Raw genomic sequence first — 12,735 nt, 5'->3', positions numbered from 1 at the left:
ATTGCCGGGAGATGACTGCAGCGTATGTTTCAGGTACTTCTGCGGTCAGGATGGGCTGTATCAGGCTCGCCGCCGCAACGCCACGTGCATCGTTATCATCGCCGGAATCCGCTTGTCGATATCCGAGCCCTTCTGGCAACCGAGCATCAAGTGCAGGAGGCCGCTGGTAAAAGCCCAGGTGTCGCGGGCCGTCGCTTCCGGGTCGAGCCCCTGACGCAGGGTGCCCTTGTCCGCTGCCTTGCGGTAGAAGCGTTCCATTTTTTCGAGAAACTCGTAAGCCGGGCGGCCGGCCTCTTCCTGAACCGCGGCGAATTCATCGACGTATTCGCAGCGTGAAATCATGATTTCGAAAACTTCCCGCACCACCGGGCAGTCGTCGAGAACGCGGAAAAATTCTTTCAGCGAGGCTTCGATGGCGTCGAGCGGGTTGTCGTAGGCCTCGGAGAACAGCAGGGAATCGGTCCGCTCGACCATAGGCGCGAAAACGTCTTCGCGCATGGCAAAAAACAGCTCGGCTTTATCCTTGAAATGCCAATAGATAGCGCCGCGCGTGACGCCGGCCTCCTTGGCAATTTTTTCCAGCGTCGAACGGCTGACGCCGCACTCGTGAAACACCGTGCGCGCTGATCCAATGATGTCCTGACGGGTTTTTTCCGCGTCTTCCTTGGTTTTTCTGACCACTTTGTCCTCTCCCGGCCTGGCAACTTTCTGGCTTGGCCGTTGCCAATGTTAAGCCATCAACTTCGACACCGAAAATATTTTACATACATTCGTGTTTGTATATAATAGCCCAAACTTTTCTAAATTTGGAGTTCTCCCCCATGATTTCCGGAAATCTGCTGCGGCGTACCACCCTTTCGACTCTTCTCGGTGCAACGGTTCTTGGCACCGCCCTGCTCACCGGTTGCTCGGACAACAAGCCGGCTGGCGGCCCGCCGATGGGGCCGATGCCGGTCACTGTGCTGGAAGTTCAGCCGCAGAAGGTGCCCAGTTCCGTCGAAGTCATGGCGCAGACCGAAGGCGCCCGCGAAACCGAAGTACGCGCTCGCGTCGCCGGCATTCTGGTCAAGCGCCTCTATCAGGAAGGCGAGACGGTCAAGGCCGGCCAGCCGCTCTTCCAGATTGACCGCTCGAGTTACGAAATCGCGCTGGCCGAAGCCAAGGCCAAGGCCGAGCAGACCAGCCGTGAAATGAATCGCCTGAAGAGCCTGATCGAAGCCAAGGCGATCAGCCAGAAAGAGTACGACGATTCGGCGTCGAATAACGCCATCGCCCAGGCCGCGCTGCGCCAGGCCGAGCTCAACCTGTCATGGACGACGGTCACCGCGCCGGTTTCCGGCACGACCGGCCGCGCCGCCAAATCCGAAGGCAACTTGATCACCGCCGGTGCCGACAGCCTGCTCACCTCTATCTACCAGAGCAACCCGATCTGGGTTCGCTTCAGCCTCGGCGACAGCGATCTGGCCAAGCTGGCCGGCGGCCGCGTCACCACCAAGAATATCAGCGGCGTCGAGTTGATCCTGGCTGACGGAACCGTCTACAAGAAGACCGGCAAGCTCAACTTTCTGGCGAGCAACATCGACACCACGCTCGGCACCCAGGCCCTGCGCGCAGAGTTCGACAACAGCGACAACCAGTTGCTGCCCGGTCAGTTCGTCCGTATCCGCCTGCTCACCGGCGAGCGCGACGGCGTATTTCTGGTACCGCAATCGGCCGTCGTGCAGACCGAGCAAGGCGCCATCGTCATGCTCGCCGGCGAAGGCGACAAGGTTGCACCGCGTCCGGTGCAGGCTGGCGAATGGCGCGGCAAGGACTGGGTCATCCTGGGCGGGCTCAAGGCTGGCGACAAGGTGATCGTCGACAACCTCATGAAGCTGCGCCCCGGCGCCCCGGTTGCCCCGCACGGCCCCGGTGAAAAGCCGGGTGCTCCGGCTCCTGCCAAGGAAGGCGCGGCGCCCGCCAAGGAAGCTGCACCGGCCCCGGCCAAGCAGGGTTAAGGAGCAGCCATGTCGAAATTCTTCATCAACCGGCCGATTTTCGCGTCGGTCATCTCGATCATCATCGTCATTGCCGGGCTGGTCGCCTCGCAGGTGCTGCCAATTGCGCAGTACCCGCAGATTGCCCCGCCGACCGTGCTGATCACCGCCACCTACCCGGGCGCTTCGGCTGAAACGCTGGCCAAGACGGTCGCTGCACCGATCGAGGAACAGCTGAACGGGGTCGAAAATCTCTCCTATTTCACCTCGTCGGCCTCGGCCAACGGCTCGGTGACGATCACTGCCACCTTCGATGTCGGCAGCAATGTCGACATGGCCGCGGTCAACGTCAATAACCGCGTGAAAGCCGCCGAACCGCGCCTGCCGGAAGAAGTCCGACGTAACGGCGTGATCGTCCAGAAGCGCTCCAACGACATTCTGCAGGTCGTCGCCCTCGACTCTGAAAAGGGCAAGTACAACACCCTGTTCCTCTCCAACTACGCCAGCCTGAACATCGTTGACGAGCTCAAGCGGGTCAAGGGTGTTGGCGACGTCACCATTTTCGGCGCCCAGGACTACTCGATGCGCGTCTGGCTCAAGCCGGACCGTATGGCCCAGCTCGGCCTGACGACGACCGACGTGGCGACCGCAATCAAGGCGCAGAACGCCCAGAACGCCGCCGGCAAGATCGGCCAGGAACCGGCCCCGTCCGACCAGCAACTGGTCTACACGGTGACCGCCAAGGGCCGCCTGCTGACGCCGGAAGAGTTCGGCAACATCATCATCCGCGCCAGCGGCCCGAGCGGCGCCCTGTATTTGAAGGACATTGCCCGCATCGAACTCGGCGCCTACAGCTACGACCAGTCGGTCAGCCTGGACGGCCAGCCGACCATCGCCATGGGCGTCTTCCTGCAAACCGGCGCCAACGCGCTGGAAGTGGCCGAGCTCGTACGCAAGAAGATGGAAGGGTTGAAGGCGAAGTTCCCGGAAGGCATGGGTTACGTCATTCCGTTCGACACGACGCGCTTCGTTTCTGCCTCGATCAACGAAGTGGTCAAGACGCTGGTCGAAGCGATGATCCTCGTCCTCGCCGTCGTCTATCTCTTCCTGCAAAGCTGGCGGGCGACGCTGATCCCGATGGTCGCCGTGCCGATCTCGCTGATCGGCACCTTTGCCGGCCTGTGGATCTTCGGTTTCTCGATCAACACGCTGACGCTGTTCGCCATGGTGCTGGCCATCGGTATCGTTGTCGATGACGCCATCGTCGTGCTCGAGAACGTCGAGCGCCTGATGGCCGAGGAGCACCTTTCACCGAAGGATGCCGCGATCAAAGCCATGCAGCAGGTGCAGGGCGCGCTGGTCGCCATCGTGCTCGTGCTGGTCTCGGTCTTCGTCCCGGTCGCCTTCCTCGGCGGCATTGCCGGCCAGCTCTACAAGCAGTTCGCCGTTACCGTGGCGGTTGCCGTCGTGCTCTCCGGTGTCGTCGCACTGACCCTGACGCCGGCGCTGTGTGCCCTGCTGCTCAAGGCCCAGCATACCGAGCACAAGCTGTTCCGCCCGTTCAACCGGCTGTTCGAGCGCTTCACCCGCTCGTACACCAGCACTGTCGGCCTGACCCTCAAGCACGGCATCATCGGCGGCATCATCTTCGTGCTCGTTATCGGTATCGTCGCTTTCTTTTTCCGCATCATTCCCGGCAGTTTCGTGCCGGCCGAAGACCAGGGCTACCTGATTTCGGCGCTGATGCTGCCCGATGGCGCAACGCTGAAGCGGACCCAGACGACCGGCGAGAACATGCGCCAGATGGTCGCCAACGATCCGGCAGTCAAGCACACCTTCGTCGTTGCGGGCTTCGACCTGATCGGCGGCGGCAACAAGCCGAACGCCGGCACCATCTTCATTCCGCTCAAGGACTGGTCCGAACGCGATGCCAAGGCGCAGGATCTGGCCGGCAAGTTCATGGGCATGGGCATGATGCAGTCCGACGGCATGGCACTGGTCTTCAACCCACCGCCGATCATGGGCCTCGGCACCGCTGGCGGCTTTGAAGTCTACGTGCAGAACCGCGTCGACGGCGACACCCGCAAGCTAAACGAAGTCGCCCAGACCTTCATCGCCGAGTTGCAGAAGCGCCCGGAATTCACCCGGATCAGCACCTTCTTCCGGCCGACCGTGCCGCAACTGTTCGTCGAAGTCGATGAACCGAAGGCCATCGCCCTCGGCATCCCGCTGGCCGACATCTACAGCACGCTGCAGAGCACGATGGGCGCCTTGTACGTCAATGACTTCAACAAGGCCGGCCGCGTCTATCGCGTCCAGTTGCAGGCTGAAGCAAATTACCGGATGAAGCCGGACGACCTCGGCAAGGTTTACGTGCGCAGCACGAGCAGCAACGCGATGATCCCGCTATCCGCCGTCAGCACCATCAAGCGCATCGTCGGCCCGGAACAGGTCGAACGCTTCAACGGCTTCGTCGCCGCCAAGGTGATGGGCGACAGCAAGCCGGGCATCAGCTCGGGCGACGCCATCAAGATCGTCGAGGAAGTCGCCGCCGCCACGCTGCCCAGCGGTTATGAAATCTCGTGGACCGGCCAGGCCTTCCAGGAAAAGCGCAGTTCCGGCTCTTCGCTCTACGCCTTCGGTTTCGCGATCATCATGGTCTTCCTGATCCTTGCCGCCCAGTATGAAAAATGGTCGCTGCCGGTCGCCGTCATCATGGCCGTGCCCTTCGCCTTGATGGGCGCGCTGACAGCGATATGGTTGCGCGGCATGCCGAACGACATCTACTTCCAGATCGGCCTCGTCGTGCTGATCGGGCTGGCGTCGAAAAACGCCATCCTGATCGTCGAGTTCGCCGCCCATAAGTACGCCGAAGGCGTGAACGTGGTCGATGCCGCGCTCGAAGCTGCCCGCCTGCGTCTTCGCCCGATCATCATGACCTCGCTCGCCTTCGTGCTCGGCGTCTTCCCGCTCGTCAAGGCCACCGGCGCCGGCGCCGCCGCACGCCAGTCGATGGGTACCGGCGTTTTCGCCGGGATGATCGCCGCCACCTTCATCGCCACCATCTTCATTCCGCTCTTCTTCATGTGGCTGGAGCGCGGCAAGCAGATGCTGCCGGCCGGCGACCCGCATGCCGCCGATACGGAGGAAAACCAAAATGCGTAAGCTGCTCCCCAAACATTTCAAATTTCGCCCATTTTTTGGGTTGACCGTGGCAATCGCCCTGAGCGGCTGCGCCATCGGCCCGAACTACTTCCGCCCGGCTTCGACGCTGCCGGAAGCGGCACCGGCCGTCGCCAGGGCTCAAGTACCGGTCAATCCTACGTGGTGGACGCTGTTCGGCGATGCCGACCTCAATGCGCTGGTCGACCAGACACTGGCCGCCAACCAGGATCTGCAAGCCGCCATCGCCCGCCTCGAAGCGGCCGAAGCGGCGGCTCGCGAAGCCGGCGCCGACTACCTGCCGAGGATCGGTCTGGAAGCCAGCACCGGGCGCAGCAAGAGCAGCGGCGAAACCTTCAACGGCCGGAAACAGGGCGGCGCAACCTACGACAACAACCGGGTTGCCGCGACACTGAGCTACGAGCTAGACCTCTGGGGCCGCATTCGCCGCAGCAACGAAGCGGCGCGGGCCGAAGCGCTGGCCAGCCGTTTCGGCCGCGACAGCCTGCGCCTGACGCTGGTCGGCCAGGTCGCCAACGAATACCTCAATCTGCGCAGTCTCGACGGCCAGATTGAAGTCACAGCCCAGACGCTCGAATCACGCAAGCAGGCGCTCAAAATCGTCCAGGCCCGCCTCGATGCCGGCAGCGCCTCCGGCCTCGAACTGGCCCAGGCCGAAAGCGCACTGAACGGCGCCCAGGCCCAGTGGAGCCAGTTGCAACGCCTGCGCGCCCTGTCCGAAAGCCAGATCGGCCTGCTCAGCGGCCAGCCCGGCCTCAAGATCGGCGCCACCGGTATCGACAAGCTGCCGCTGCCGCCAACCCCGCCGGCCGGCCTGCCCTCGGCCCTGCTCGAAGCCCGCCCGGACATCCGCCAAGCCGAGGAAAAGCTGGTCGCCGCCAATGCCCGCATTGGTGTCGCCAAGGCCGCCTACTACCCGACGATCAGCCTAACCGGGTTGTTCGGCAGCGAAAGCATGGCGCTGTCCAACCTGTTCACCAGCGGCGCCGGCATCTGGTCAGCCGCCGCCGGCCTCGCCATGCCGATTTTCGATGCCGGCCGCACCGGCGCCCGGGTCGATCAAGCGACGGCCGTGCAGAAGGAAAGCCTGGCCAACTACCGGAAAACGGTGCAAACCGCCTTCAAGGAAGTGAACGACGCCATCGTCGGCCTGCGCGAATACAGCGACGAAGAAGCCGCCTACTCGGCCCAGGTCGGTTCCTCGCAAAAGGCACTCGATCTGGCCCAGAAGCGCTACGAGTCCGGCTATTCCGGCTACATGGATCTGCTCGATGCCCAACGCACGCTGAACGGCGCCCAGTTGCAGTATCTGGCCAGCCGGAAAAGCCGGCTCGGCGCGGCGGTCGATCTGTTCAAGGCACTTGGCGGTGGCTGGGTAGCCAGCTGATCAAAAGTGGTTGTCCCCGCCCGGCCAAGTCAGGACTGATCTGGCTTGGCCAGCGCGGGGACTGATCGCGCCGTTTGAGCCAGCATCCTCCCACGGTCAACCGGAAAAAATGGCTAATAACGAAATCGCTGGCACAGCATGGCCGGCGCCGCTTTGACACGACCAAAGTCATAGCGTAAGGTTCCTGCCCCAACAGACCAGCCGATGATCAGGCCGGCATTATTCCCCCGCGAGAACGCATTTCTTATCCTCAGCCAGGAGAATATCGTTGGATTCCGGCAAGCACACGTTTGGCAACGACATTGACCACAGCATGGCGGTCCGCCTCATGCAACACCTGGTCGTTCCCACCTTTGTCCTCGATGCAGAGCGCCGGGTGACCATCTGGAACCACGCCTGCGAACGCCTGACCGGCATTCCCGCGGCCGACATGCTGGGCACCAGCGACCACTGGCGCGGCTTTTACAATGAACCGCGCCACTGTCTGGCCGACCTCATCGCACTCGAAAAGTTTGACCAACTCGCCGAGCTTTATTCCGCCCATACCACGCCCGGTGAATTCGGCTTCGGCCTGCGCGCCGAGAACTGGTGCGTCATGCCGGTCAAGGGCGAACGCCACTATCTTGCCGTCGATGCCGGGCCGATTTACGACGACCAGGGAAAGCTGATTGCCATCGTCGAAACGCTGCGCGACATGACTGACCAGAAGCTGGCCGAAATGGCGCTGCAGAGCCTGGCAACCAAGGACAGCCTGACCGGTCTGGCCAATCGCCGCTCGCTCGACGACAAGCTCCAGCTCGAATGGAAATGCGGCCTGCGTGCTGGCACTTCTCTGGCTTTCATACTGGCCGATATCGATCATTTCAAGCTCTACAACGATCACTACGGTCACCCGAAAGGCGACGAGTGCCTGCGTTCGGCCGCGGGCGCCATTGGCGCTGCGGTATTCCGACCGTCCGACATGACAGCCCGCTATGGTGGCGAAGAGTTCGCTATCGTCATGCCCAACACCGATCTGGCCGGTGCCCACGCCGTGGCCGAACGCATCTGCGTGGCCATTCGCGCTCTGGCCATTCCACATGCAGCCTCGGAAACCGCCCCCCATTTGACACTAAGCTTGGGCGTCTCGGCCCTCGTGCCGGATGCCGGCAACAGCCAGGAAACCCTGATTGCCGAAGCCGATGCGGCGCTTTACCGGGCCAAGAACTCAGGCCGCAACCGGGTCGTCCTTGCGGCAGCCGTCTAGCTTTCAACCCAAACGTCGACGCGCCTCGAACAGGCAGACGCCGGCCGCAACGGAAACGTTGAGGCTCTCGACCGAGCCGTGCATCGGAATCTTGACCAACTGGTCGCAGTTTTCACGGGTCAGCCGGCGCATGCCCTCGCCTTCGGCGCCGAGCACCCAGGCCGTCGCCTTCGGCCATTCGGCGGCGTAAAGATCGCTCTCCGCCTCGCCGGCCGTACCGACCACCCAGATCTCGCGTTCCTGCAATTCACGGAGTGTCCGCGCCAGATTGGTGACCATCACGTAGGGCATCGTTTCGGCCGCTCCGCAGGCCGTCTTGGCCGCCACATCGGTCAGCCCGACGGCGCGGTCCTTCGGTGCGATGACCGCATGAACGCCGGCCGCATCGGCCACGCGCAGACAGGCACCAAGGTTGCGCGGGTCAGTGATGCCGTCGAGCACCAGCAGGAAAGCCGGTTCTTCGAGCGTATCAAGCACGTCATCGAGATGCGCCAGCTTGCGGTCGCCTTCGATGCGGGCCAGAACACCCTGGTGCTTGGCGCCAGGCGCCATGCCATCGAGCCGCTTGCCGTCGGCGCCGATCACCTTGACGCCCTGCAACTCCGCATGGGCGAGCAGGTCACGCGCCCGCGCATCGTGGCGCGTGGCGTCGATGACAATTTCCTTGACCGATTCCGGGTCATGGCGAAGTTTGGCGGTAACGGCGTGAAAGCCGTAAATCAGGCGGGAGGACATGGCTGCTTTCGAAAAACTGAAGGGCGAATTTTACCGCGCCGGAGCCATTGGCCGAAGATTCAGCGAGGACTCAGAAATCCCTGAGCAGCGAATCCTCGCGGGCGATCCAGCGCGACAATATCAGGTCATGCAGCGCGATGTGATTAGTCTCCCAACGGGCGAGCAAGGCATCAAGTTCGCGGATTCGTGAAACGACATGATTCGAGTCGAGCGACGAAACGATCTGCTGCACGGTCGATGAAATCGCCGCATGATCTTCCATGTGCGCCTCGCAGACATCGCGATCGACCATCAGCAACAGCGAGTCGCGCATGACCATTTCCTCGGTCTTGAAATGGTCGAGGATAAAAGCGAAAACATCACCGAGCATGGCTATCACCTCAGCCTCGCAACGCTGTTGCCGCTCATGACTGCAGCCTGTGCAATCCTTCAGATTGACGTGATCGATGCATATCCGGCGCAAGTTGGCGATGGCCGCGATCAGGAAATGGTGTTCGGAATCGATCAGTTTGTGACCAGTGATCAGCTCGGCCGGCAACTCGCCGGTCGACAGCCAGTAGGCCGTACTTTCGGACAAATCGTCGACAGCAGCACCCGTCATATGAGGAATGGAAACCACCCGCTGCTTCGTCATCCCTATTCCGAAAGTATTAGAAACCGCTATTCTACCGTCGCATATCAACTTGTTGATACGGCAACTTTTAATTTTGAGCATAAAATCCAGCAGCAAACCATTGAACCTACCGGGGGAATCTCTTGCTGACAGAACACCAGAAACATTGGGGAGTTGATCAGTGGGCGGCCTACCTGAGCAGCCAGGAATTGCCCTGTATGCCGCGCTCAAAAGCGCGCCTGCTCGAACTTGAAACCGAGAAGGGCGAACGACTGGCCGCCTGCGACCTGGCCGACATCGCCGCCGCCGACCCCTTTCTTTGCCTGCGCCTGCTGCGCGAAGCGGAAAACCATCGCGCCCAGCGCCTCGGACACGAAACCACCAACCCGCTAGGTACGGTCATGCAACTGGGTACCGACGCCGTGCATAAACTGATGCTCGATTGTCCGGAAACAGACGAATCGAACCATGGCCTCGCCGAATGCGAAGCCCGCGCCCACCTGGCCAGCCGATTGGCCCTGCGCTGGGGTGCGGCGCGCGCCGACATTTCACCCGACGAGGTTGCAATGGCCGCCCTGCTCTCCGAAATCGGCGAGCTACTGCTCTGGTCCTTCGCCGAAGAGTTGCCTCTGGCCGCGCTTGAGGCCTTGCATTCCGGTCGTTCGCCGCGCTCGCTGCAGGCCCAGGTCGACACCTGCGGCTTCCGCTTCAAGGATATGACGCTCAAATGCGCCCTGATCTGGCACCTGCCATCACTGCTGACGCAGCTGATTCGAGGCATCGACAACACCCGAGCAAACCTGTCCCGTCTTTGTGTAGACACCGCCCGCCATATCAGCAGCGGCCCCGACGACCCGGCATTGCCGGCTGACATCGCCGCCGCCAAACACCTCATTCCTGGCGCCTCACTGGAATGGCTAACCGAACAACTGCCTGGGCTCGACGAAGAGCACATCGCTGCCATCGCGCTCAAGGCAGCGGATCTACTCGACCCGGCCCACCATTGAGCGCGACAGCGCCGGTCAGCGCTTTTTCGGCGCGGCTTTTTTAACCGGTTTGGCAGCAGCGGTCTTGCTGCGTGGCGCGGCCGATTTTTTGGCCGCGGGCTTTTTGGCAGCAGGTCTAGCTACGCCCTTGGCCGCCGGCTTCGCTGATTTTTTGGCAGCTGATTTTTTGACCTCCGGCTTGGTGGCTGGTTTATCCAACTTCGCCGGAGCCCTGGCAGCAACCGCCTTGACCACAGGCCGCTGACTCACCGGCTTGACGGCCGTCTTCGGCACCGTTCTTTTCCCGGCATAGGCCTTCTCGCTACCAGCCAGAACAAAATCGATGCGGTTCGACTCGAGGTCGGCGCGCACCAGTTTGACCCGTACCCGGTCGCCTAGACGGAAGCGCTGCCCCGTCCGTTCGCCCAGCATCTGGTGCTTGATGTTGTCAAACTGGAAGTAATCGGCCCCCAGTTCGGAAACGTGCACCAGGCCTTCGATGTAAACCGTATCGAGCGCCACGAAAATGCCAAAGGCGGTGACCCCGGAAATCGTTCCGTCAAACTCCTCGCCAATACGCTCCTTCATGAAGAAGGTCTTCAGCCAGTTCTCGACATCCCGCGTCGCCTCATCAGCCCGCCGTTCGGTGCTCGAACATTGCAGGCCGATGTCGTCCCAGGAACGATCCGGCGTATAGGTTTCACCGGCCAGCACGGCCTTGATGGCCCGATGCACCAGCAGGTCGGGGTAACGACGGATCGGCGAGGTAAAGTGGGTGTAATGCTCGTAAGCCAGGCCGAAGTGACCGACGTTGTCCGGGCTGTACATCGCCTGGCGCAACGAACGCAACATCACCGTCTGCAGCAACTGGAAGTCAGGCCGCAATTTGACCTTTTCGAGCAGGATGGCGTAATCCTTGGCCTGAGGATCATCTCCACCGCCCAGCGCCAGGCCGAATTCGCCGAGGAAGGCACGCAGGTTGGCCAGCTTTTCCTCCGACGGCGCAGCGTGGATACGGTACAGACAGGTCTGCTTGTGTTCGGCGAGGAAATCCGAAGCACAGACATTGGCTGCCAGCATGCACTCCTCGATGATCCGGTGCGCATCGTTGCGTACGACCGGCACGATGTTTTCGATCTTGCCCTGTTCGTTGAACAACATCTGCGTTTCGGTCGTCTCGAAATCGATCGCCCCGCGCTGACCACGCGCCTTGTGCAAGGCGGCAAACAGTTTGTAGAGATTCTGCACATGCGGCAGAACACTGCGGTGGACGTCGGTTTCCGGCTCTTTTTCACCGGACAGCCAGGACCAGACAAGGTTGTAGGTCAGCCGCGCATGCGACTTGAAGACAGCCGGATAGAATTTGTATTTGCCAATCTTGCCGGTCGAACTGATCTCCATGTCGCAAACCATGACCATGCGCTCGACATCGGGATTCAGGGAACAGATGCCATTCGACAGCTTTTCCGGCAGCATCGGGATCACCCGGCGCGGGAAATAGACCGAGTTGCCGCGTTCCACTGCCTCGCGGTCCAGCGCCATACCTGGCTTGACGTAATGCGACACGTCGGCAATCGCCACGATCAGGCGCCAGCCACGGCCCTTCTTTTCACAATACACTGCATCGTCGAAATCGCGTGCCGTCTCACCATCGATGGTGACCAGCGCAATATCGCGCAAATCGACGCGGCCCTTCAGGTCGGCCTTGGTCACCTTGTCCGGCAAAGCCTTGTTCTCATCCAGCGCGGATTTGGAAAACTCGAAAGGCAGATCGTGCTTGCGCAGCGCGATCTCGATCTCCATCCCCGGATCGGCATAATTGCCCAGCACCTCGATGATCTTGCCGATCGGCTGCGAGAACTTGCTTGGCTGCTCGATGATCTCGACCATCACGACCTGGCCGGACTGCGGCTGGTCCTTGGCCTTCGGTACCGGTGGCACCAGAATATCCTGCGAAATACGCTTGTTTTCCGGCGCCACGACCACGACGCCATGCTCGACGAAAACCCGGCCGACAATCCGCGTATTGACCCGCTCGGTCACTTCGACAATGCCGCCCTCGGGACGCCCCTTGCGGTCTATGCCGGTAACCCGGACCAGCGCCCGGTCGCCATGCAGCACTTTCCCCATCTGGTGCTGATCAAGGAAGATATCAGCACTGCCATCATCGGGAATCAGGAAGCCATAGCCATCCGGATGCCCCTGGATACGCCCCGGGGTCAGGCTGGCCCGCTCGGGCAGGATGTACGCGCCCTTGCGGTTACGCATCAACTGACCTTCGCGCTCCATGGCACCAAGGCGACGTTGGAACATTTCGCGTTCGGTATTGGTGATATCCAGCAACTCGGTCAGTTCGTTGAACTCGACAGGCCGACCTTCGTCAGCCAGCACTTGCGAGACGTATTCACGCGAAGGCAAAGGGAACTCGTAGCGCGCCAATTCACGCTCGAAGAAGGGATCAGCACGACGGATTTTTGATAGTTTTTTTCTTGACATCAATTCTTCTTTCTCTATAATGGCGGCTCTTCGCACCTGTGCCCAGGTGGCGGAATTGGTAGACGCACTAGTTTCAGGTACTAGCGGGTAACTCCGTGGGGGTTCGAGTCCCT

Annotated in this window: 9 protein-coding genes; 5 read left to right on the top strand and 4 right to left on the bottom strand. The window is 61.5% G+C overall.

Annotation, left to right across the window (positions count from 1 at the left end; genetic code table 11):
- Positions 1-60: 60 nt before the first annotated feature.
- Positions 61-681 carry a TetR family transcriptional regulator gene (locus WBK19_RS18650; RefSeq protein WP_511292446.1) on the bottom strand — a complete coding sequence of 207 codons (621 nt, stop codon included), beginning with the start codon at positions 679-681 and terminating at the stop codon, positions 61-63.
- Between the two features lie 140 nt (positions 682-821).
- Between WBK19_RS18650 and WBK19_RS18645 the strand changes: the two genes are divergently transcribed.
- The 4 genes from WBK19_RS18645 (at position 822) to WBK19_RS18630 (ending at position 7,792) form a co-directional block, all read left to right on the top strand.
- The gene (locus WBK19_RS18645; RefSeq protein ID WP_511292444.1) at positions 822-1,997 is read left to right on the top strand and encodes an efflux RND transporter periplasmic adaptor subunit; all 1,176 of its coding nucleotides are present in this window, start codon (positions 822-824) and stop codon (positions 1,995-1,997) included.
- A 9-nt stretch (positions 1,998-2,006) separates the two neighbouring features.
- Positions 2,007-5,141 (top strand): efflux RND transporter permease subunit, encoded by a 3,135-nt coding sequence (locus WBK19_RS18640; RefSeq protein WP_511292442.1) that lies wholly within the window; start codon positions 2,007-2,009, stop codon positions 5,139-5,141.
- Positions 5,134-6,546 (top strand): efflux transporter outer membrane subunit, encoded by a 1,413-nt coding sequence (locus tag WBK19_RS18635; RefSeq protein WP_511292440.1) that lies wholly within the window; start codon positions 5,134-5,136, stop codon positions 6,544-6,546. Before WBK19_RS18640 ends, WBK19_RS18635 begins: the two co-directional genes overlap by 8 nt.
- A gap of 268 nt (positions 6,547-6,814) precedes the next feature.
- Complete coding sequence (locus tag WBK19_RS18630) at positions 6,815-7,792, top strand: sensor domain-containing diguanylate cyclase (RefSeq protein ID WP_511292438.1); 978 nt, start codon at positions 6,815-6,817, stop codon at positions 7,790-7,792.
- Positions 7,793-7,795: 3 nt separating this feature from the next.
- On the opposite strand, the gene rlmB is transcribed toward WBK19_RS18630, so the two are convergent.
- Positions 7,796-8,527, bottom strand: a complete 732-nt coding sequence (gene rlmB, locus WBK19_RS18625) for a 23S rRNA (guanosine(2251)-2'-O)-methyltransferase RlmB (protein ID WP_226498170.1) — start codon at positions 8,525-8,527, stop codon at positions 7,796-7,798.
- A 70-nt stretch (positions 8,528-8,597) separates the two neighbouring features.
- Positions 8,598-9,161, bottom strand: a complete 564-nt coding sequence (locus tag WBK19_RS18620; protein WP_511292436.1) for a bacteriohemerythrin — start codon at positions 9,159-9,161, stop codon at positions 8,598-8,600.
- A gap of 197 nt (positions 9,162-9,358) precedes the next feature.
- Here WBK19_RS18620 and WBK19_RS18615 point away from each other — a divergent pair, with 197 nt between their 5' ends.
- Positions 9,359-10,147, top strand: a complete 789-nt coding sequence (locus tag WBK19_RS18615) for an HDOD domain-containing protein (protein WP_511292434.1) — start codon at positions 9,359-9,361, stop codon at positions 10,145-10,147.
- A gap of 15 nt (positions 10,148-10,162) precedes the next feature.
- Here the strand turns inward: WBK19_RS18615 and rnr are convergent, their stop codons facing one another.
- The gene (rnr, locus tag WBK19_RS18610; protein ID WP_511292432.1) at positions 10,163-12,622 is read right to left on the bottom strand and encodes a ribonuclease R; all 2,460 of its coding nucleotides are present in this window, start codon (positions 12,620-12,622) and stop codon (positions 10,163-10,165) included.
- Positions 12,623-12,735: the final 113 nt, after the last annotated feature.

It is taken from the genome of Azonexus sp. (assembly GCF_049652925.1).
Classification (GTDB): domain Bacteria; phylum Pseudomonadota; class Gammaproteobacteria; order Burkholderiales; family Rhodocyclaceae; genus Azonexus.
This window is presented reverse-complemented; position numbering and strand designations above follow the sequence as displayed.

What these genes read in the sequence shown, in the direction of transcription:
- WBK19_RS18645 (WP_511292444.1), top strand. Translation starts at nt 822, where the DNA reads ATGATTTCCGGAAATCTGCTGCGGCGTACCACCCTTTCGACTCTTCTC.
- WBK19_RS18640 (WP_511292442.1), top strand. Translation starts at nt 2,007, where the DNA reads ATGTCGAAATTCTTCATCAACCGGCCGATTTTCGCGTCGGTCATCTCG.
- WBK19_RS18635 (WP_511292440.1), top strand. Translation starts at nt 5,134, where the DNA reads ATGCGTAAGCTGCTCCCCAAACATTTCAAATTTCGCCCATTTTTTGGG.
- rlmB (WP_226498170.1), bottom strand. Translation starts at nt 8,527, where the DNA reads ATGTCCTCCCGCCTGATTTACGGCTTTCACGCCGTTACCGCCAAACTT.
- WBK19_RS18620 (WP_511292436.1), bottom strand. Translation starts at nt 9,161, where the DNA reads ATGACGAAGCAGCGGGTGGTTTCCATTCCTCATATGACGGGTGCTGCT.
- WBK19_RS18615 (WP_511292434.1), top strand. Translation starts at nt 9,359, where the DNA reads ATGCCGCGCTCAAAAGCGCGCCTGCTCGAACTTGAAACCGAGAAGGGC.
- rnr (WP_511292432.1), bottom strand. Translation starts at nt 12,622, where the DNA reads ATGTCAAGAAAAAAACTATCAAAAATCCGTCGTGCTGATCCCTTCTTC.